This is a genomic window from Pedobacter foliorum (assembly GCF_013266735.1).
Lineage (GTDB): Bacteria > Bacteroidota > Bacteroidia > Sphingobacteriales > Sphingobacteriaceae > Pedobacter > Pedobacter foliorum.
This window is the reverse complement of sequence record NZ_JABSNU010000003.1, coordinates 530,389-552,904: the sequence shown is the minus strand read 5'-3', so window position 1 is coordinate 552,904 and position 22,516 is coordinate 530,389. Positions and strand designations below refer to the sequence as shown.

Here is a 22,516-nt window from a genome sequence, read left to right as displayed (position 1 = left end):
ACTTCGTGCATTGATTAAAAAATAAATTATATTTGTTTATCATGACCAAATTAAAACATTTACTCCTACTAGTTTGTATTGCGGGATGCCTTACAGCTTGTGAAAAAGATTTCCCTGTAGACAACCATGATCCAATTGCTCAGTTTACAACTGATACAAATGCGATTAGAGCTTTTGTTACAAAAAACGATATTGCTACCAAAAAAGATGATCAATTTGGCATGTTTTATCAGATCATTGCACCTGGTACAGGAAATATAGAGTATAAATCCACTACACAGGTAACGGCAAATTATACTGGAAGATTATTAGATGGAACTGTATTTGAAACCAAGAATGGTGCAGTATTTACAATGGGAGGTTTGATTGGCGGATGGCAAATTGGTATTCCGTTAATTCAAAAAGGTGGTAAGATTCGTTTATTAATCCCTTCTTTTTATGCCTACGGAAATAGAAAAAATGGTCCGGTACCTGCAAATTCAGTACTAGATTTTACAATAGAAATAACTGATTTACAATAAGTAACAAATTAATTTATCGGATTTATCGAATAAAAAAGGAGGCAATAGCCTCCTTTTTCTATGAATAGATTTGCCATAATATTGTCATTTGAAAAATAACTTAGTGTATTTATTACACTATCTAAAAAATATCCTTACATTTGTATTGTTAATACAGCGCAGCTGATTAGTAAAAGATTAAAACAGGCAATGGTGCGATTATTGTCTTAAAGAAAAAGATCCCGTTCATACTGGGTTTATATTTGGTTAAAAAGAGGTAGTGCTTGGATAAGACTACCTTTTTTTTTGTGCCTTACTTTAAGGTTAATCCTTCTTTTCTTTGAAAGCTTTTAAATCCGACTTAATTTTCAGTATCAAATTATAATCTGATACACCCAATAACTCTTCTTTAGTAGGTCTGTATTGCTCTAGGAATAAATCAAGAGAATCGCCTTCCAGTTTAGTAAGAGATGAAATAAAAGACCTTCCAAACCTTGAATCTATATAAGCCTGTTTTTCGTCTTCATGGAGTCTTTTCTTTAATTTATACTGCACATCATTTTTTCGTCCTAATAATCTGGCCAGTTGCAACACATCAATCTTTACAAATTCAAACCGACCTCTTTGCTGATAAGAATTTATAAAAACATCCTTAAACCTAATAGGCCTATAGCTAAACTCCTTTGCAAAATCTTTTCTTAGTTTTAGTGAATCTGCTTTATGATCTCGTTGACCGGAAATAACTACTTCGTTAAGGTTTATAGTGGTTGTATTAAGAAAAACTGTCATTAACGGCAATTTCCAGTCCTTTACGAGAACATATTTCCGATCGTAGCCTAATCCTGAGAACCATATCGTATCCGTTGCCGAAACAATTAGCGTAAAATCCCCCTTAGGGCCACTCATTTTTTGTGTGTGATTCAACTGTATCAATATACCTTCAAGCGGACGTTCAGTTTGGGCATCTACAACCTTACCTTTTATTAATTGCCCACTAACACATAGACTTAACAGCATGAATAACAAAAAGATGGAAGCTTTCAGCATTAGATTTTGTATGGATAAACTAAGCTAACATATTCCCATCAGGCTAATAAAATTTTAACAGTATTTAACTGATGACAATCATATGATAAATAAATGTTTAAACATTTATTACATTTGTACCCGAGAGCGTTAATTTAAAGGGGGTAAGTCGAAAGGCCTATCCCCTTTTCTTATTTCATACCTTTTCTGGTTGCCAATCAAACTCATTTAATTTTTCTTTTCCAGTTCGTCGAATCCTTTTGACCGTTCGTCGTGTATTACACTCTGCTGGTATAAAACAGCTAATCTCTGTGCAACTTTTCCTTTGCTGCAAGCATCTTATTGACAAACAATTAAGAATCTCAAATACACAAAACCATGAAAACCCTTACAAAAACCTTAATCGCTACTGCATTAACAGGAATTATTTTAACATCTTCAACAATGGCGACCTTTGCAGCAACCCCCAGCCACAAACTAGTATCATTTAAAACAGGCACTTTAACCTTTAATAAGGTTACTATTAGTGGAAATGTAAAAGTTATTTTAGTTAAAGGTCAGGAAGAAGAAGTTAGAATTGATGATTACTACAATACTTCGAAAACTACCATCACCAGAAAAGGTTACAATTTATTAATCAATTCAACCGAAAAGTATCCTGTAGTCATTACCGTAACAGTAAAAGATTTGACCAGGATCCAGGCATTTGGCAATGCGTCGGTAGTTACAAAAGGCACACTCAACCTAACATATCTTCAAATCTTTTTAAACGACAATGCTACTGCTGATATAAAAACTAATGCAAACAGCATGTACACCATTCTAAAAGATGCATCGACACTAAAATTAAGTGGAACAGCCGATTCGCACACTTATATGGCCAATAATATGGGGAATATAAATTTTGAAGACTTTGTATGCCAGAAAACTGATAAGCTTACTGCAGAGCAAATCGCATCCAAATAGAAAACACCTCAGGCTTTTAGTATTTCTTTATGATTTTAACCAGCATATCCGCAATAATTTGATACCCTTTATCTGAAGGATGTAAACCATCGTAAGTATCATTAATCGCTTCAGCAGGATAAGGATACTCGTCCGTATCGGGGTTAAAAGGAATATCTTTAAAATCAGGATAGCTATAATTTTTATAGGCTCCTGTTTGAGGATCTTTTAACCTCTTAAATTTTACTAAAGTTTTAAGCTCCATGCCACTCTTATTGTAAAGATCCACGATTTTGAAATGTTCATAACGGCCAATATTATTAACGGCAGCGGCAAATTGAGATAGCATTTGTCCATTTTTGTCTTTGTACGAACCCCAGGCATTGTTATGACTGTCCCCTACATATACGAAATCTACCCGTTGCATAGGAGTAATCAGAACAATTTTAGCATCAGGATTAAGGGTCTTAAGTTTATTAATGATAATGCGGTAGGCTCCATAAACAGTTTTGAGACCGGTGTTGTTAATGTAATCACTAAGAGTTCCCAAAGGCTGTCCTGACCACCAATCATTTGTCCCTAAAAAAACTGAATACACATCAGATTTTTGAATACCCAGATTCTCTATTTCTTTTGCTATACCAACAGCAGTCCAACCATTATGACCTTGGTTAGTGAATTTAACATTGGGCAATTCCTTTACCACTCTACTCATATAACCGCTTGTAATTCGATTACCGGTTTCATCCTGATGATCATTTAAATAAGTAATAGAGTCGCCAATGGCTGTCCATGTAGTTTCTTTTTTGGTAAAGGATGCGAGGGTACAAACAAGAACAAACAGCAATAATATTCTTTTCATTTGGTTACAAATTAGCATTTACTATCTAGTAAACATAAGAATAAAATGCCATGCAATCTACCTCACTACGCTTCTTTTATAAACGGTTTTCACAAACAAAATGGGCTTATCTAATCGGCCAGACCTTACAAGGTAATTTATGATGATTAAAAATATCATATCTTTTTTATTTTACAATACCTGCGAAACGCTGGTAGAACACTGTTGGACTATTTTCATTTTTAGGAGCATACTTGCCTGCAATAATAGGAATGTAAATCACCCTTCTACGGCTCTGTTCACCTATTACAGACGATTGTGCCACACGATGCCATAACCTTCCATCATGAATAGTAAGATCACCTACCTCAGGCACAACTGCAATTTCCTCTGCATCTTCATCATGATCCAGAAAGTACTTCTTTCTAAAAAGCATTTGGTAAAGTCCTTGCTTGTGCGTTCCGGGAATTATCCTTAGTCCACCATTTTCGGGCTCCAGGTTATTTAGGTGTATCCCTACATTAAGCATCGGATTTAACTTTTGTCCATAAAAAACATCCCTCAACCCATCTGTATGCCATCCCATTTTGGTGAATTTACTATCAGGTCCATTTACATAATGATTAAAAACCATCCCATCCTTTTCACTTTCACCAAGTCTGGCTCCAGCACCGGCCAGTTCAAGTAATCCGTTTAATCTTGGGTCAAGCAAAAGACCACTAAAGGTTGAATGATGTTGATTAATAAATGCAAAGCGCTGAACAATAGAAGAACCATCAAGATCACGACCGTACTTAATTGGGACGCCATTGATCTTGTTTACATCTTTTTCTAACCATTTTTTTTGCACCTCAAGTGATGCATCTATAATTGATTTTACAGTTTCGGGTGTAATGAAATTTTTGAAATGGATAAAGCCATTTGTGTTAAAAAAGCTTTTTTGCTCAGCGGTTAAAGTTTCAGCTAATGAAAACTTTGGATATGAAGTTGCCATAGGTCTATTTTATAAAAAATTAAAAGAAGGTATTATTTGAAATCAGAGGTTGGATCTGGAAGACCCTAAGAAATTAACAGCAACAACACTGCATGGGCTTCATCATCTGAAGCATTGCCATGGAGCGATTTAATGAATAGTTGTTATCTGTTTTAATAGACATAGTCTATGTGTTTAGTAGTTTATTTTACAAACATACAAAATATGTTGAATACCAAGCATTTATTTTAAAAAATATTTTCTCACGCTAATTTATTTGATCTTGTAGATTCCGGCGGTAATCTTTTCTATAAGCGATTTGGGCAAAATCCTGTTAGCATATGCGGATATAATATTGGTAAAGCCCGGTATCACTTCTGCCTTTTTATTGAACATTGCTTTAACTCCAATTTCTGCTACAACGTTAGCATCCATATTAAATTTCTCTGCAATATCATTGATAACCGAAAGCCCTGCCCTCTCGGCAAAGCCTGTACCAACAGGGCCTGGACTGATACAGGTTACTGATACTGATGAATCTTTAAGTTCATACCTTATTGCTCTACTAAAAGACAAAACATATGATTTAGTTGCTGCATACATTGCCAGTGTAGGCACCGCCTGATAAGCGGCTGTACTGGAAACATTGAGTATGTAACCTTGTTGGTTTCGTTTTAAAAGAGGCAGTAAATGATAAGTAAGCTCTGTAAGTGCTGTCACATTAAGCTGCAACATATTAAGCTGTTCATCTATTGAAAGACTATCGAATTTGCCCCAAACACCAAACCCCGCATTATTAACAAGTACCGATACAGGAAAAGCATTGTCCTTACACCACTCTGCCACACGCTTAGCCGCTCCCTGTGCAGAAAGATCCATTGCATAAACTTCTACACTAATACCGTATTGAGTAGAAAGCTCCGATTTAAGAGCTGCAAGTTCAGGAGCCGACCTTGCAACAAGCAAGAGGTTATATTTTCTTTTAGCCATAGAAATAGCTATAGACCTTCCTATCCCTTTACTTGCTCCCGTTATTAATGCGTATTGATCCATAAGGCTAAAAATGTAAATTTACAATAAATCAGCTCTAAATATTTTGAAAAACAAAACACTAATTAAAATCATTTCTATCTACTTAGCTTTAGGTGGAATATGGCTACTTACCGGAACACAATTTATTGGCTGGCTTGACCGCCAATACCCGGCTACCGATCTGCGGAGCTTGTATTACTTTAAAAACATCGTATTCTTAATCGGCTCAGCTATGGTTGCCGTAATTGGATTAAATCGCCATTACAGGGGTTTGCTAAGCGCCGAAAGGAAACATAAGATGGAACTTATAGCGCATAAAAAACAACTTAATGACCAGGTAAATCTATATAATACCGTTACCAAGGCTACCAACGATGTAATTTGGGACTATGACATTGTAAACGATAAATTAACCTGGATGAGTGGTTACAAGGAAGTTTTTGGACATGATGACACCCAGATAATCCACAACTCTTTCTGGAGTATGAAAAGGGTACACCCCGATGATCAAGCACGTATTATTTACGAGTTTGAGAGAATTATAAAAGAGGAAGAGTCGAACTGGAAAGCTGAATATAGATATCTTTGTCAGGATGGTAATTACAAACACATTTCAGATCGAGGTTATTTGATCTTTGATGACAATCGTAATCCTATTAGAATGCTTGGCGCAATGCAAGACATTGATGTAAGGGTAAAATATGAAGAGCAGCTAATTGCTCAAAATGAAAAACTGAAGGAAATTGCATGGCATAACTCTCACGAAGTGAGACGACCACTATCTAATCTGCTAGGATTAATTCCCTTGTTAAAAGATGCAGCAGGCAATAAAGAAACATTTGCCAACTTAGTTGGTTTTTTAGAGGTATCTGCAGGGGAACTAGACAATGCAGTATTGAAGATTAATGATCAGATTGACTAATCTTCAAAAGTTAGTATAGGCCCAAAAAAGAAGGGCGGTTCCCAATGAATACTCATTTTGAACCGCCCTTTTTCTTTACTTTACAATTTTATTTAACCGCTAAAGCTTTATCAATTAAAAAATTCAGGTTTGTACGGTGAGCTTTTGTTTGCTCATCAGCTGAAACCGCTCCAACAAGCTGAGTTTTCACTTTTTTCAAAGTAGAAAGTGCAGCAGCTTTACTAGCGTTATCATATCCGCCAGGTGCAGCAACGATACTAGCAATTGCCTTTACAAATTCCGTTTGAAGATTTTGGCGGAACAGGTTAACATTTGTTTTAAGATCCGCAGCAAAAATATCATTTGACAAATCGCTCATTACACTCGCTACAGAATAAGTATTGCCATAAAGACCACTATTGTTTATTCTGCTTAATGTATTTGGGTGCAAAATCTGCGCTAGAGTACTCAACTGTATACCTATAAACATATTCTGAGGTTTAAAATCCTCATTATTACCAAAAAATCCGAATCCACGTCTCTGAGCTTGCAAATAAGGGTACAATGTTTTATCTGCATCAAAGGCGTTAGGTGCAAACACATACTTACCTAATAATGCCATTGCCTTTTTCTGATAAGCCACTGGAACTGGTGTGAATGGTGCAGTGGTTGTTTTCTGTCCAACAAAGCTTCTGTCTACATACACACCGCCAACAAAACGACTCACCGCAGCAGCCATACTTACACGCTGGCCATTAAGCTGCGAATAACGTTGACGTAACTCCTGATAGCTTTGACCAGTTTTACTAAAGCGAGCTTTCAACTTTGGCATCATTGTGTTTACCAACTTGAATCGGTCTTCACCATAAGCCACCATATCATTGGTTTGATCATTAACGTTTACACGTGGATCAATTCCACCACCTGGACTACGCATATCATCCGCATCATTACCAAAGGCAAGTTGTGGGTCAGTACTACGGCTAAGAATCTTGTTTAATCCAGCCTCCTCTTCTGATTCACTAAACGGAGTGTAACCATATTCAATTGCCCATAAATCATACGGTCCGGCTTTTGTAGTATAATAATCACCTTGTTTGCTACGATCACTGCTCACGTTTATTGCAGGGTAATCCATTACCGATCCCTGTAATCCAATTTTACGTGTAAGTGCTACGTCATTCATCTGAGCAGGGGTTAACATTTGGCTGGCTTTCATATTATGATTAAGCCCAAGCGTGTGTCCCATTTCGTGCATGATAAGGTAATACAAGAACTGTTTATGCATTTCACGAACAGTCTCTGCCCTTTTTGCTTCCGGCACATCGGCATCCAGCGCTTCAATAGCTGTTATACCAGCCTGATACTGCATGCTTAATTCCTGAGCCAATGCACAAGAAGCCATGTGGTTTTTATCAAAACCATGTGCATGATCTGGTTTTGAAGAAACAGCTTCAATTGGATTTTCCCAAGGCAGTTTTAATGCAGCATTACCGCCATTAAACAAATCATCGGTAACAACTGTACCTGCTCCCGAACGCCACTCTACAGTGATATCGGCACCAAGAATCTGACCGGTTAAGGGGTTATAAAAGCTTGGACCTATCGCTCCATAAGAAGGATAAGCCGACGATACCCAACGGATTACATTATATGCTATATCAGCAGGGTCCCAACTAGCTGTATCAGACATTTCTTTCATGACAACAGCATTTTTGAAACCTGCTTTCTCGAATGCCTCATTCCATTTCTCCCCAGCTTCTTTTATAATTGGGCGATACTCCAGCGGAGTAGTATTCTCAATCCAAAATACAATAGGCTCAACAGGCTCACTTAAAGCAGCTGAAGGATCTTTCTTTTTAAGGTTCCAGCGACTTATAAAATCTTTGTACGGTGTTGAAGATAAAGAAGTCAGGTTATCTACTTCTGCACCAAAATAACCTACCCTTGGATCATCACGACGTGGACGGAAATCATTTTTAGGAACTTCAAGGAAAGAGTGCTGCATTTTAACCCTCACATAGCGTGCATCAGTAATGTCTTTTCCTCCACCATTCATAGGCACAGGATTATCGTAAGCCAGTTCTACAACTACGTCTGTATTTCCTGGAAATGAACGAATCTTTTGATATTTCGACTTAGAGGTGTTCAAATTCCCTAGATTAAACACAGCACCCGGAGGTAATGTTGGAGGGAAAACAGGTTTAACCGGATCTAGTTTGTCGCCAAGGAAAAGACCATCAACCGAAATTAAGTAGCCTAACGAATCTTGCGCTGCAACTTTATCGCTATAAAAAACAGCATCAGAAACATCAACATTTGCAGATTTACTTACCGGATTTGACTTATCATAATAGAAGTTCGTATTCTTTTGAAGAAGTTCAATTTTATCATCAGATTTCTGAATATAGAATAACCATGTGGTTCTAATCATATTCTGATTCAAGAATAAAGTGGTTGGTCCACCCATCGAAAAACTCTGATAAATATAGTCCTTGCCCAATTGATCTTTTTTAATGTACATCTGAAGACTACCCGTTACAGTATCTCTATACATTGAAAAAAGACCATCAATTTTTTTACTCGATTTAATCTTATCGTTAATACTTGGTTTGGGAGGAGTTGCCTGCGCCTTCTTTAAGGAATCGGCTGCTAATGCCTTTTTTTTCTTTTGTGCAAAAGCGCCACTGGCCAAAAACAGGGCCAGCGATAATAAAGTAATGGTTTTTTTCATAATAATTTAATTGTTCTTTTATAGTTGTAGGTTAGCTATGGGAGTTTGATCGTTTCACGCAAAAAATGTTACTAAAAATATGAAATTTAGCGAACAAAAGAATAAGTGAATATCCCTTTTCTAAAAGGTTCTTTTGGCGGGTTAACCTACCCTTTCAGCTTGTAATTGATACCCAGAATAATGAACATTATAATGAGCCCTGCAATCACGTAGCGGCTTTCATATAAATCTATTTGGGTAATATTAGTTATGGGGGTATTTATTGGAATATTTTGAGGCTCAGCTCTTTCAGCTTCAGTATATTTCCACATTCCGAGCTGTTGTTCTTTTGCTACTGTTTCAGCTTCACTGTAGGCTTCGGGTTTATCAAAACGGAATTTAAGTAAAGCATAAGCATAGCCATCACGTATCATTTGTTCGTTTATATCCACTTCATTAAGCACAACGTACCTTAACAATCTCGAATACCTGTCTCTGTCTTTTGATTTATGATCACTGGTAAGTTCAACGTCTTTACCCTCAATCAGATCTTTCAAATGCTCCTTTGCTTCAATACCATAAAACTCCTTCATCTCAGGAGCATTCATACCTATTAACCTTACACGTTCACCAGACTCGGTTACAAAAGTATCACCATCAACAACCCGTTTAACCTTTGTGAGCTGCCCGAAGCATACACTATGGCTTACAACAATTAAAAAAAGAATTATATACCTCATTTGAGGCGGCAATGATAAGCATAAAAAATTGCTAATTCAACTTAAGATATAGGAAGCGACAACAATGGTATTTTTAATCCCGAGGCCATTATACGTGTTTTACTTCGATGAATAATCGAGGCCCAGAATCCGTATCTTTTGGGAACCATAATCAATAGATCTGCTCGGAATTCAACAATTTCCTTTTCAATCTCTTTGATTACCGCATTGGAATTTACGTTTTTATAATAGTAAGATATTCCTTCTAAGCCATCGTCAATAACACCTACCTGAGGCAAAGCTGCATTCAAAGTTTTTAATTCCTCTACTTTCTCACTTACATTAAAAACCTCTACTTCTGCACTCAAGGCTATTGCCAACTCTTTAATATTAGCTAGTACTTTTTCAGATATACCACTCAAAACATCACAAGCAAAAAGCACATTTTTTGTACCTTCAAATCGGGCTCCCAAAGGCACTGCCAACACAGGTAAGTTAAGCCTCTTAATTGCAGAAGTTGTTGTATTACCCCAAAGATCTTGTTCCAGGGTTTTAGTATTCATCCCCAATACAACAAGAGTAGCCTGATGCTTATCAATTAAGATTTTCAAGGCATCCTGAACAAAAGAGAGGTTCGATTCGTGCTCGGTTTCTATATCATAATCGATAGACAGCGATAATGCTCTTTCAATCAACCGAATCTCATTATCTGTTATCAGTTTTTGTATGCTGGCTGCTGGCAAAAGGGTATTAGCAGCGTGGGTAGGGATTACAAAAGAATTATACAATACAAGCTTTGCGTTATTATGTTTAGCAATAGCAGCGGCATATTCTACAGCATTTTCAGCCACTTCTGAAAAATCTGTGGCTACAATCAGGGCATCCATATTTGAAGTATTTATTACCTATAAATTTAAGCATATACTCTTTCAAAATATAGATTAAAGCCCTGTTAGACCTTTATTTTACTTTAATTTTAGATTTCAATAAAGGTCTCCCAAAAAAACACTTTTACCCATTGCCATTCTTAGGTCATATATAACGTTCAAAACGACACATTAAGACAAATTGCGTTGAATAGTACCATAAAGTGCACGGCCATTTTAGCCACACACTTATCTTTTCTTATCTTTAATTCTTGGTCTAGGAATAATCCAATTGATTTGAAAAATTAAATTGGATTTGCTACTTACTTAAATTATTATCACCATGGTTTTGAATCGAAATGAGATTTTAGCTGCAGCCAATAATATAGTCGTTCCACGCACCACCTTAAAACGCACCTTGTTCGGACCTCGTTCGACCAGGGCCGAACAAAGGGCGAACAAGGCAGCTAGAAAAGCCGTAACAGTCTTAAGAGCCAAAAAAATATTATTTGCTATGTGTAATTATTGTAGCGCTTACTCCAGCTCCACCAACACTTCCATTTATAAAAACAGTGTATATCTTCCCAGCCTCAAAAGTCACATTAGATAGCCCATTACCAACTATCGGAATTACCGCCTGAGTGGTATTGTTTCTAACCTCAAGATTCTTAGCTGCTACAACATCAACTTCCTTAAAAGGCCCAAGTGTTTTCCAACTCAAACCCGGTATTGTGGCAGGAGCCTTTCCATTTGCATCATAGGTAATGATTGTCTGATCGCCAAAGTTGCCATAAGCAACATTAGAAAAAACTGCACCACTACCAGCTAAAGTTAAATCTACATTAGGTGCATCAGGAGAAAAGTTTGCAAACCGAACCTTGGCTTTTCCCGCCACAGGTGCCGTCAAATCATCATAAACTAGCACCAGGCTATCTCTATTTCCAGGGTTCAATTTACTTGGCTTACGTTTAGCTACAGCAAATAAAGTATGATAGTAGCTTGCTATAGGACCATTAGGACCTGCAAAAGAAGCTTTATCTGTTTCCTGAGCAAAGGCAGCACTTCCTCCAAACACGTATGATGATTTATAGCTTGTATTACTCCCCTCTGTGGTATTGTATTGAACTTTGCCGTATTGAGTATCTAAATAACCTGTAGAAGCATTATGAATAACCAAGGCCGTATTTACCTGCCTGGTAAAGTCAAGAAAATTGATTGGTGCGGTAATAGATAATGCATTTACCAATTTAACTTTAGCACTTAGCGGCGGCCTGTCGGCATTATCCGAATCCAGGTACTCCGCTTTTTTGCATGATGTAACAATAGCAATCACTCCTAATATTACTGCAAACTTTATCTTTAAAAATTTCATGATCTGTCTGTTTATTTAGTTAGAACTTAGCCGATAATCTTACAAATGGCTGTATACCTGTATTCGTTCCGGCCTGAGTACCACCGGGTCCCGGATTACGCGTTATATTACTTCCCGGTGCAGGAATACTATAATCACCCAGAACATTAAATAAATTGTTGGCACCTATGGTTGCTTGTATAGTCGGGGTAATCCTATAGCCGGCCGAAACATCAGCTATCCAGATTGGACTAAATACCTGATAGTAATAATCCGGTTTAGGAAAATTGGCATTGAGCTGTGATACTGAAGTTACAGATCCGAAATATACTGCTCGCACAAGAAAGTTCAGTTTATTTAGATTGTATGTTCCCTGTAAGGTTATTTTCTTTGATGGAATGTTGTTTGTTACCCTTGCTTTTTCTGATTCATCAAAAATAATGTAACGGTAAGCCTCTAATCCTTTGGGTGTATTTACTTTGGTCAGCTTAGTTTCAAGGAAATTTGCACTAGCAAGAAAGGTCGCATTTGCTCCATTATTGAACAAGAACTTGTAGCTACCCGTTAACTCAACCCCCTTTGTACTTGTACTAAATGAATTGTAAAAAAACTTAGCCTGTACTGTACCTGTCTGTATAAACAAGGCTCTCACATCAGCGGGCAAATTAGTATCTGTTGCCGAAAAGCGTCCTGTATTACCTACCCTATCTTTAATATCAATCTGATAAGCATCGACCGTAAACTCCACATTTGGTATAGGCGATGAAGTTAGACCCGCAGTATACCCTTTAGATCTTTCCGGTTTTAATTCCGGGATTCCTAATGCCTTTGTTGCGGGATTTACATTATTTGCGGTAACCTGATCAATAGCTACACCATTTTGAAAAGTTGTTGAGGTTTCCGTATAATAAAACTGAGCCAGATCAGGTGCACGGAAACCTGTATTTATCGACCCTCTTACTCCAAGCCAATCAGTAACACTATAACGAGTGGCCCCTTTATATGTAAATACACTTCCGAAATCAGAATAATTCTCAACACGTACAGCGCCCGAAAGCAACCATTTCGAAGTAACATTTAACTCAAGATCTAAATATCCTGCAGAAATAGATCGATTAACATTCACCTCATTTGATGGTCTAAAACCAGCATGAATCTGCGAACCCGGTGATAACCCATTCAGTGGAGTTAAGCCTAACGAAGTGGTATAAGGAATTCCTCCAGACGTAGTATCTATCCCATAAATTGTCCTTAAATCACCTTTTGAATAAGATGCCTCCTCACCTGCAATGATCTGATAACTCTCCACTCGGTACTGTCCGCCAAAGGCAACGTTAAGCCCCTTTAGTACCTTCTCAAAATAACGACTAAAATCTAAACTGGTTGTATTCTGACTTGCATTATAACTACCTGCATCAAACTTACGTGGGGTACGTTGCCCCAAACTTGCATTCAAAGAGTTACTGATCACATTCGAAAAGTCATTAATACCATACACATTGGAAATGTCAACCTTCCAATCTTTTACTTTAGCTTTTACCCCTAAAGCGAATGATTTGTCCGAAATAATGTTATCCATTGCAGGTAAAAAACCGTCAGGATAGATAAAAGTATTGTTACGCTCAGTCCATCCTGGCAACCGATATACTGCTGTAAATTGCGAATTACGGTGACTAATCCCCCCAAACGAATACAGCTCCACATCCTCCTTTAAAGGGACAGAAGCATTAAAGAAAAGCAATCCATCTATAGCCTTATTTGTACTCCCCCGCTGATCAAAATAGTGCCTATCAATACCCCTGCTAGCTATAATGGCATTATCAATTTCCTTTGTATAGATCTGATCAAAACCACGGGTATTGGCTCCGCCGCCATATGCCGGTCCTATATATAAGCCTGCCTCATCATTGCCAACAGGTAGCGATACAGCCTGAGTAGCAAACTCTCCGGTTACATTCAAAAAGCCACCCTTACTTCCCAGTTTCACGCCATAATTGCTGCTAGTTCTGGTGGTTAATCCATCTCCTCGTCTACGAGAACTAGCAGTTGAACTAAGCGACAACTGATCAGTGCTTTTCTTTAACACAATATTGATAACCCCGGCAATTGCATCAGATCCATATTGGGCCGCAGCGCCATCACGCAGTATTTCAATTCTTTCAATAGATCCTGTCGGAATGGAATTCAGGTCGTAACCTGTAGCGCCATTCCCTAATCCACCCCAACTGATATTCGAACTTTTATGTCTTCTTTTACCATTAATCAGCACCAGTAACTGATCTACTCCCAACCCTCTAAGCTGGGCTGTGGATGTTGCCGAAGCAGCGTCACCACCACCTGAAACCGAAGAGTGAAATGACGGAGATACATATTGCAGCAATTGCGTAACTGTTACCTGTGGTGCCGATTCCTGAAGTGCTTTTATATCAATAATATCAACAGGATTTGCTGATGTAAGCTTAGTTCTGTTTGCATTGTTAGACCCTACAATATTCACCTCGCTCAATGAGCTTGATGAGGGTTTAAGGCTAATGTTGATTACCTCTTTACCATCTATTTCGGCCTCCTGTGTTTCATATCCGATATAGGAGAAAATCAACACCCGGCCATTCTTAATGGTAATCTGGTAGGTTCCATCCTCCTTTGTAGCTGGGCCATCATCAAGGCCTTTTACCCTTATAGAAACTCCCGGTATAGGCAAATTATCATCCGAAGAGGTGACAACACCTTTAATTATGCGCCTTTGCGCATATAAGTTTTGCCCATAAACAAGGCTAAAGAACAACAGTACCGGTATAATTTTTTTCATTACGATTTTAGTTAAGTTTAGACAAAAGGTATCCCCTACATGCTTTTGAGCATGCATCCCGTATTGTCATCAATGTTTTAAGATTTAATAATCCGGATCAGTACCTTACTTGTTCAACAAGAATCTGTCGTCAGTGAGCGCCCCTAAAAATGCTACAATATCATCCATGTCCCGATTAGATAGGTTCAAAGGTTTATCTAATGATAAGTCTCTGTTTATACCATCTTTAACCACCACAGACGGATCGTTATAGTATTCCACTACACTGCGTAGCGTTTTAAATTTCCCATTATGCATATAAGGGGCTGTTAAAGCCACGTTACGCAATCCTGGTATTTTAAATTCTCCCAAAACAGTACTGTCCTTTGTTATGCTGAACCTGCCGGCATCATTCAAAGTTTTCCCATTATACAACCCGATATTTTTAAATCTATCAGCTGTAAAATCTTCACCCGAATGGCAATTGTTACAGTTCCCTTTACCTATAAACAGAAGGCGTCCGCGTATGGCAGCTTCCGACATAGCGTTGTCATCTCCATTTATATAGCGGTCATAGGGACTGTTATTTGTTTCCAGCGTCCGTTCAAAAGCAGCAAGTGCTTTCAACAAATTATCTTTATTTGGCGCTGTTTTAAATACTTTTTTAAAAGCGTCTGCATAGAATTTATCATTATTAAGTCGTTCTATTGCCTCATCAATGGTTAAGCCCATTTCATCAGGCGAAGTTATTGGGCCCAAAGCCTGCTCCTCTAGTGATGAGGCACGGCCATCCCAAAAAAAATGGGTTCGACCGGATAAATTGGTTAATCCCGGAGAATTCCGGGATGTTAATTTTCCTCCAATACCCTTACTAAACACTGCTGTATCAGCAAAAGCAAATTCCGGTCTGTGGCACGACGAACAATTAATTGTCCGGTCTTTTGACAATATATTATCAAAAAACAGCTTACTGCCAAGTTGCTCCCTGGTTTGTATCTCGTCGCTACCCGACATGAAACTTAACTGGGTTATCAACAGGAAAACAAAGGCTATCAGTATAAGTATGGTATTTCTTCTTTTCATGATTCTTTTTAAACCGGGCTATTACTGAGCGTTAGCTACCAAGGCTACATCAATATCAAAATCATCATAGATGACTTTATCGCCCAGGTTCTCAAAGAAATTCTTAGAGCGGAACTTAATGTCGTATTTGGTGCGGTCTATCGTTATCTTGGCATTAGCCGTAAGTTTTTTACCATTCACAGCAATCACAGCAGGAAAGCTAACCTCATTGGTTATCCCTTTAATTGTTAGTTTACCTTTAACATTGTATTGATTACCTGTAATTTTAGTGGCTGAGCTGATTACAAAGTTTGCTTTCGGAAATTTCTCTGCACTAAAAAAATCATCACTTTTAAGGTGTCCAACCAATTTAGTATTTGCACTTTCATCAGTAAGATCGGTGACAGTTATAGTACGGGTATCAATATCAAAGCTCCCTGTTTTTAAAGTATTATTATCTACGGTAAAACTGCCATTGCTAACTTTAACAGATCCATTATGTTCGCCCGTGGCTTTTTTTGCCAGCCATGTTAATTTGCTGCCTTCATTGTCTACTTTATACACCAATGCTTTAACAACATGTGTTTTTACAGATGCTATTTTTTTAGCGGAAAAAGCCGAATTATTAGCGTTTTTAGGTTTTTCAGGCCCTGTAAGGATTAGCAATGAAGTTGCTGTAATTGCAGAAAGAGTTAGTATTATTTTCATGTTCTTTATTTAATTTTTTAATGATTTTAAATTCCCTTGGCACAAACCTAAGTTTGCACCAAGGGGGGGGAGAGGGATTTATGTTATTTACCTTTTAAAGTCTCTGCAGATTTTATTGATGCATTTGAAGGCGCTTCTTCAGCAATCAATACATCTAACAAATCGTTAAACTTCTTTTCGTATTCTTTATAGTATTTACCGGTTACTGTGCCTGTATAACCTGTATAAATCTCACGCACCTCACCTTTTCTGTCGATAATTATCGTAGTTGGAAAAGCAATGAATTTGTTAAGTGCCGGTAGTTTCTGAGATACCACCTTTTTATCAGCCAGGCCACCAAACAAGATGTCGTACTTTACATTATACTTGTCCCTTAATTTGCCAAGTGTATACTGCGCATATTGCAAACTATCCTTTTGCTCAAAACCAATAGCAATAGCTTCTACACCACGTTTTTGGTTCTTATTAAACCAAGGCGAAAGAAATATGGTTTGATCTGTGCAGTTAGGGCACCAGGTGCCAACAATTTCAACAATAACCACTTTACCTTTATACTTATCGTCACTTAAAGAAACCGATTTACCGGTAAGATCAGGAAAGGTAAAGTCAAGCTTTTTATAGCCTTCTTTTAAAAAAGTAAGCTTATACGGATCAGGCAATTCAGCCTTATCATCCTTTACACCATCAAATTTAGTATTGTCGTAAATACCTGCCGATATTACACCACTAATGGTACCATCTGCATTAATTTTTCCTTTATAAATTTTAGGACTTGGACCTGTAAAACCAGATAGCACAAACTCATCACCTTGTACAGTACCTTCCAACTCACGACTATCGCCTGTTACCTGCAAAATTACACCGGTAAGCTTATTTCCATTTTGCTTCAATAGCGCTACTTTATTAGGCACTTGTTCTTTCGAATAAAACTTCAATTCCCATTTGCCACTAATGTTTGCTACTGGAGCTACATCTTTACCCGGTTCAACAAAGCGATAATTCTTACCGTGTTCTGCTGTAAATGGGAGCGAATTACCTCTAAAACCTGGAACCAAACTGCGATACTCACCACTTAATGTTCCATCGTCTTCAATTTTGGCAACAAGTGCCGCATCATAGGTATTCATTTTAATAAAAACCGAATCTTTACCTAAGCGAGTTACATGGAAATCATCACGTCTGGTTCCATTCAATAAAGTAAATGTCCCGTGTTCCAAATCCTTACCTTTAAATTCAAAGTTGAATGGCACCTGAGTTTCACTCACATTAAATACACCGCGCCAAACTCCTTCTCTAATTACTTTTCCTACCGGATTCTTATCCAGGGCCCATACTGTAGTACCGAAAAGCAGAGCCAACGATAGTAGTATTAATTCTTTTAAAAAATTGCTCTTATTCATGGTTTAAGTTTTATGATTATACTACTATTTACCTTTTATGGTATTACTTGTCTCCGTAGTTTTCAGTGCTGCTGTTGGTTCTGGTTCAGCCAGTAATTCATCCAATACTTTATTAAATTTCTTTTCATAATCATCATAGTATTTACCTGTTACAGTGCCGGTATAGCCAGTGTAGATTTCTCTTACCTCACCTTTTCTATCGATAATTATGGTTGTCGGAAAAGCAATAAACTTGTTAAGTGCAGGGAGTTTCTGAGCCACCAGCTTTTTATCAGCCAAACCACCAAAAAGTATGTCGTACTTGATATCATATTTATCTCTTAATTTTCCTAGTGTATATTTAGCATACTCCAAGCTATCTTTTTGTTCAAAACCTATTGCTATGGCTTCTACACCACGTTTTTTGTTCTTATTAAACCATGGCGACAAAAACACAGTTTGGTCAGTACAGTTAGGGCACCAAGTACCAATAATCTCTACAATTACCACCTTACCTTTATACTTGTCATCGCTTAGCGAAACAGAGTTGCCTTTCAAATCTGGAAAAGTAAAGTCGAGCTTTTTATAGCCTTCTTTTAAAAAGGTTAGTTTATAAGGATCGGGTAAGTCTGCAACATTATTTTTAGTTGCATCAAATTTGATGTTCTTATAAATTCCAAACCCCTGCTCTCCTGAAAGACTTCCGTCCTCATTTATTTTACCTTTAATGATAAACGGGCTAGGGCCTGTAAAACCAGATAATGCAAATTCATCACCTTGTACTGTACCTTCAATTTCGCGACTATCTCCAACAACAGTCATCACCACGCCTGTAAGTTTGTTTCCGGTCTGTTTTAGTACTGCAATTGAAGCAGGAACCGCTTCTTTACTATATAGTTTAAGCTCCCATTTTCCTGTTAAATCGGCTTTTGGAGCTACATCTTTACCTGGTTCAACAAAGCGATATCCTTTGCCATACTCTGCGGTAAAAGGGAGTGCATTTCCTCTAAAATTTGGCACAAGGCTACGATACTCACCTGTCAGTCTGCCATCATCTTCTATCTTGGCTACCAAAGCGGCATCGTAAGTATTCATTTTAACAAATATGGAATCTTTACCAATTAACTCTACGTGGAAATCATCGCGACGTGTACCATTTAAAAGTGTGAATACCGCATGCTGGGGGTCTTTCCCTTTAAGCTCAAAATTGAATGGAACCTGCGATTCACTCACTGTAAATACACCACGCCAGACACCTTCTTTAATAAATTTTACAGGTCCGGTCTTGGTGCCTGCAAGTGCTGCACCGCTTAATAAAATACCTGCCGACAGGCATTTAGCTTTAAATAAATAATCTTTTAAGTTCATTGTATAGGGTTTTTTAGGTTGTTTAGGAGAATTTTGGACATAAGGATTCCTGCGTCAATAGCCTGGCTATTAAATTCTGACGAATAAATTCAAGAAAATCAATCAGGGAATGCTGTAGAAGCTACATGCACATACAACAACAGAATTTTAAATTTTTCATATCACTAGTCAATTTATATTTCTAAAAATCATTTTTTAGAAAACTTTATAAATCATCTATTAATGGTGGAGTTACTAGATGTTGTCAATAAAAATCATCTACTAAGTGGTGGAGTTTATTAGATTGATGTAAAGGTAATGCTTAGAAATAACAATTCAAAAAAAATCTACTAATTTAGTAGTATTTATTTTTTCTGTTATAATCAACTTATCTTTTGTCCGTTATTGTATATTGTTATCCATTATTAATTAACATCCCGGCATGTTGCAGAAAGCGAGCTGAATGAACTTTCCACCATTGCATAAAGCCACGCAATCTACACAGCCAGGATGTTAATATTTACCATTAAGCTCATTATACATTTACGGGGTTGTATATTGCAGAGAGCCTTTCAACGGTGTAATCTATTTCTTCGATTGTATTATACTTACTAAACGAAAAGCGTACGGTATGTCGGGAAGGGTCTGCATTAATTGCTTTTAGCACATGCGATGCTGAACCTGTAGCACAAGCACTCCCTCCTGAAACTGAAATATTATTCCTGTCCAAGTACCCAAGCAAATCTTCGGCACCTTCATGTTGTGGTAAGCTAACACTTAATACGGTGTAAAGACTGTTATCCGCATCGGCTGAATTCCCGTTAAATTGCACGCCATCAATTTCAGCTTTCAATTTAAAGATCATCCTGTCTTTTAATTTCTGTATATACTTTCCGTGCTCATCAATATCGCGGTAAGCAATCTCCAAAGCTTTTGCCAGACCAATAATCCCATGAATATTTTCCGTTCCGGCACGTAGTCGTCGCTCTTGAGATCCCCCATGAATCAATTTTGAAAGCTGTATTCCGTTTTTGCAATAGATAAAGCCTACTCCTTTCGGCCCATGAAATTTATGTGCCGAGGCAGCTATAAAATGTGCTTTCAGTTTTGAAAGATCATGGCGATAATGCCCAATGGTTTGAACTGTATCCGAATGAAAAATGGCCTTATTGCTACAACAGAGCTGACCAATCAATTCAATGTTATTTAAATTCCCTATTTCATTGTTAGCATGCATTACCGACACAAGAGAACGATCTTTATTCTTCAATAGTTGTTCTAAATGCTCAATATCAAGATTTCCTTTATCATCAGTATTTATAAAACTAAGACATATTTCACCGCGTTTCTTAAGCGCTTCTAGTGTATGCAAGACCGCATGATGTTCAAACGGAGTAGTAATTACGTGTTTTACCTGTTCAGAATACACACTCGATAAGATCGCAGTATTATCAGCTTCCGTACCACCACTTGTAAAAATAATTTCATTTGGGGCCGTATTTAAAAGATTGGCGATGGTATTTCTGGCATTTTCGATGGCGCTTTTTACAATTCTACCATCTTCGTGATGAGATGATGGATTGCCAAAATACTCCAACAGGTAAGGAATAATTTCCTTGTAAACCTCTTTGTCAAGTTGGGTGGTTGCAGCATTGTCTAGATAAATTCTCATTTCTTCCTCCTCTTTTTAATTAATCGTTTATAATTAATCATTCTGTGATGTCAGCTTATGCAGAAGAGGTATAACTCTTTATCATTTTATCTTTCCCCGCATTAGCGGAGCAGGAATTAGCACCTTTTACAAGCACATAAGCCTGTACAGGTTGCTAAGACGTCGTAGGGCCTTTCCCTCTGTCTTTCTGGATAAGTAAATTACAAGAACAACTATTGAGTCGCAAATGTATAAATAAAAACTACTAATTTACTAGACTTTATTAAAATAAATTTTAATCATCACATAATCTTTGGTTTACACAAAATAAAAACCAATATTGAGACTATCCATAAGCAACTTTGGAGCGTGTAAACAATCAATGAGGAAACCGAATTCTTCGCTAAAAGCTATTTAAATATAAATACTACTAATTTAGTAGTATTTATATACATTTGGTCAGGAGGAATTGAATTATGATTAGCCATTTTAACTATTTAGCCTTTGCTATTCCAGCTTTCTTTGTGTTTCTGTTTTTAGAGTATAGGCTTGCTTTAAGTCTAAAAAAAGGGCACTTATTCAAATATGAAAGTTCCATCTCCAACCTCAGCATAGGTATTGCTGAAAGACTTCTTAATCTTTTTATATCTGCAAGTTTCTATAGCCTATTTTTTTGGATTTACACCAACTATGCACTTTTCAGTATACCGAATACATGGTGGGTATGGTTATTATTAATCCTGGTTACTGACCTTGTTTGGTACTGGTACCACCGTTTGGGGCATGAGGTAAATATACTTTGGGCAGCTCATATTGTACATCATCAAAGTGAAGAGTTTAACTTTACCGTATCAGCAAGGATCACCGTTTTTCAGGCCCTGATCAGAAATCTTTTTTGGTGCGTAATCCCACTACTGGGATTTCATCCTGCCATGGTAATTACTATTCTGGTTGTTCATGGTGGATACTCCTTTTTTACCCATACTCAACTGATAAAAAATATGGGTTGGCTGGAACACATACTGGTTTCTCCTTCCATTCATGGCATCCACCATGCCAGCGATGAAAAATATCTTGATAAGAACTACGGCGATGTATTCGTGTTTTGGGACAAAATCTTTGGAACATTTCAAAGAGAAGAAGAACCACCAAAATATGGACTTACACATCCCGTAAAAAGTTACAGCTTCTTATGGCAACACTTCCACTATTATCTGGAAATCTTAGCAGCATGTAAGAGAGAATCGGGCTTAGCCACTAGATTAAAAATAGTCTTTGGCCACCCATCAAGATTGAACCAGGAAATCAGACCCATGCTCGAAAAGAAATACTTGCAACACAAAGTATCTTCTTCATACCGATTCAAATACAGAGGTTATCTGAATATACAAATGATTGTTAGCATAATTCTGTTAACATTAATTACTGGTTTGTATCCCTTCTTTGAAATTTCAGATAAACTATTTGTTGTTGGTTTTATTCTGCTTACACTGATCAATTGCGGAGCCTTAATGGAACAACGAAAATGGATTTACAACCTTGAGTACACTCGTGTGCTTACTATATTCATCTACATTTTTTGGAAACTAGACCATATGGAACTGTTGTTGCCCTTAGTAGTTGTGCTATTCATAGCAGAACAACTATTTCGTATCAGTCATTTGTATCGTCATTATGTACTTAAATACGATAAAATATGACCTCATAAATATTT

18 protein-coding genes and 1 riboswitch are annotated in these 22,516 nt (G+C 37.4%); of the genes, 4 read left to right on the top strand and 14 right to left on the bottom strand.

The window, feature by feature from the left end; genetic code table 11:
• Positions 1-41: 41 nt before the first annotated feature.
• Positions 42-521, top strand: a complete 480-nt coding sequence (locus HQN83_RS09160) for an FKBP-type peptidyl-prolyl cis-trans isomerase (RefSeq protein ID WP_173090028.1) — start codon at positions 42-44, stop codon at positions 519-521.
• A gap of 303 nt (positions 522-824) precedes the next feature.
• Here the strand turns inward: HQN83_RS09160 and HQN83_RS09155 are convergent, their stop codons facing one another.
• Positions 825-1,547 carry a carboxypeptidase-like regulatory domain-containing protein gene (locus tag HQN83_RS09155; protein WP_173090027.1) on the bottom strand — a complete coding sequence of 241 codons (723 nt, stop codon included), beginning with the start codon at positions 1,545-1,547 and terminating at the stop codon, positions 825-827.
• Positions 1,548-1,904: 357 nt separating this feature from the next.
• Between HQN83_RS09155 and HQN83_RS09150 the strand changes: the two genes are divergently transcribed.
• A complete protein-coding gene (locus tag HQN83_RS09150; protein ID WP_173090026.1) occupies positions 1,905-2,492 on the top strand; it encodes a GIN domain-containing protein in 588 nt (195 codons plus the stop codon).
• 16 nt (positions 2,493-2,508) lie between these two features.
• Here HQN83_RS09150 and HQN83_RS09145 read toward each other — a convergent pair whose 3' ends face one another.
• The 3 genes from HQN83_RS09145 to HQN83_RS09135 form a co-directional block, all read right to left on the bottom strand.
• The gene (locus tag HQN83_RS09145; protein WP_173090025.1) at positions 2,509-3,333 is read right to left on the bottom strand and encodes an SGNH/GDSL hydrolase family protein; all 825 of its coding nucleotides are present in this window, start codon (positions 3,331-3,333) and stop codon (positions 2,509-2,511) included.
• A 166-nt stretch (positions 3,334-3,499) separates the two neighbouring features.
• The gene (locus tag HQN83_RS09140) at positions 3,500-4,306 is read right to left on the bottom strand and encodes a phytanoyl-CoA dioxygenase family protein (protein ID WP_173090024.1); all 807 of its coding nucleotides are present in this window, start codon (positions 4,304-4,306) and stop codon (positions 3,500-3,502) included.
• 252 nt (positions 4,307-4,558) lie between these two features.
• Positions 4,559-5,338, bottom strand: coding sequence for an SDR family NAD(P)-dependent oxidoreductase (locus tag HQN83_RS09135; RefSeq protein ID WP_173090023.1), 780 nt, complete (start codon positions 5,336-5,338; stop codon positions 4,559-4,561).
• A gap of 43 nt (positions 5,339-5,381) precedes the next feature.
• Between HQN83_RS09135 and HQN83_RS09130 the strand changes: the two genes are divergently transcribed.
• A complete protein-coding gene (locus HQN83_RS09130) occupies positions 5,382-6,239 on the top strand; it encodes a PAS domain-containing protein (protein WP_173090022.1) in 858 nt (285 codons plus the stop codon).
• A gap of 88 nt (positions 6,240-6,327) precedes the next feature.
• On the opposite strand, the gene HQN83_RS09125 is transcribed toward HQN83_RS09130, so the two are convergent.
• The 10 genes from HQN83_RS09125 to HQN83_RS09080 form a co-directional block, all read right to left on the bottom strand.
• On the bottom strand, positions 6,328-8,952 hold the full coding sequence (locus tag HQN83_RS09125; protein ID WP_173090021.1) for a zinc-dependent metalloprotease: 2,625 nt from the start codon (positions 8,950-8,952) through the stop codon (positions 6,328-6,330).
• Positions 8,953-9,098: 146 nt separating this feature from the next.
• Entirely contained in the window at positions 9,099-9,671 is a 573-nt protein-coding gene (locus tag HQN83_RS09120; RefSeq protein ID WP_173090020.1) for a thermonuclease family protein, read from the bottom strand.
• Positions 9,672-9,712: 41 nt separating this feature from the next.
• Positions 9,713-10,537 carry a universal stress protein gene (locus HQN83_RS09115; protein WP_173090019.1) on the bottom strand — a complete coding sequence of 275 codons (825 nt, stop codon included), beginning with the start codon at positions 10,535-10,537 and terminating at the stop codon, positions 9,713-9,715.
• A 484-nt stretch (positions 10,538-11,021) separates the two neighbouring features.
• Positions 11,022-11,888, bottom strand: a complete 867-nt coding sequence (locus HQN83_RS09110; RefSeq protein ID WP_173090018.1) for a DUF4397 domain-containing protein — start codon at positions 11,886-11,888, stop codon at positions 11,022-11,024.
• 19 nt (positions 11,889-11,907) lie between these two features.
• Entirely contained in the window at positions 11,908-14,676 is a 2,769-nt protein-coding gene (locus HQN83_RS09105; RefSeq protein WP_173090017.1) for a TonB-dependent receptor, read from the bottom strand.
• Positions 14,677-14,781: 105 nt separating this feature from the next.
• Positions 14,782-15,738: a cytochrome-c peroxidase gene (locus tag HQN83_RS09100; protein WP_173090016.1), complete on the bottom strand. Its 957-nt coding sequence runs from the start codon at positions 15,736-15,738 to the stop codon at positions 14,782-14,784.
• A gap of 21 nt (positions 15,739-15,759) precedes the next feature.
• Entirely contained in the window at positions 15,760-16,425 is a 666-nt protein-coding gene (locus HQN83_RS09095; protein ID WP_173090015.1) for a YceI family protein, read from the bottom strand.
• 83 nt (positions 16,426-16,508) lie between these two features.
• On the bottom strand, positions 16,509-17,825 hold the full coding sequence (locus HQN83_RS09090; RefSeq protein ID WP_173090014.1) for a peroxiredoxin family protein: 1,317 nt from the start codon (positions 17,823-17,825) through the stop codon (positions 16,509-16,511).
• Positions 17,826-17,849: 24 nt separating this feature from the next.
• A complete protein-coding gene (locus tag HQN83_RS09085) occupies positions 17,850-19,172 on the bottom strand; it encodes a peroxiredoxin family protein (protein WP_173090013.1) in 1,323 nt (440 codons plus the stop codon).
• Positions 19,173-19,686: 514 nt separating this feature from the next.
• The gene (locus HQN83_RS09080) at positions 19,687-20,823 is read right to left on the bottom strand and encodes a cysteine desulfurase family protein (protein WP_173090012.1); all 1,137 of its coding nucleotides are present in this window, start codon (positions 20,821-20,823) and stop codon (positions 19,687-19,689) included.
• Between the two features lie 83 nt (positions 20,824-20,906).
• Positions 20,907-21,021, bottom strand: a riboswitch (SAM riboswitch).
• A gap of 257 nt (positions 21,022-21,278) precedes the next feature.
• On the opposite strand from HQN83_RS09080, the gene HQN83_RS09075 reads away from it, so the two are divergent.
• The gene (locus tag HQN83_RS09075) at positions 21,279-22,502 is read left to right on the top strand and encodes a sterol desaturase family protein (RefSeq protein ID WP_217277358.1); all 1,224 of its coding nucleotides are present in this window, start codon (positions 21,279-21,281) and stop codon (positions 22,500-22,502) included.
• The last annotated feature ends 14 nt before the right edge of the window (positions 22,503-22,516 follow it).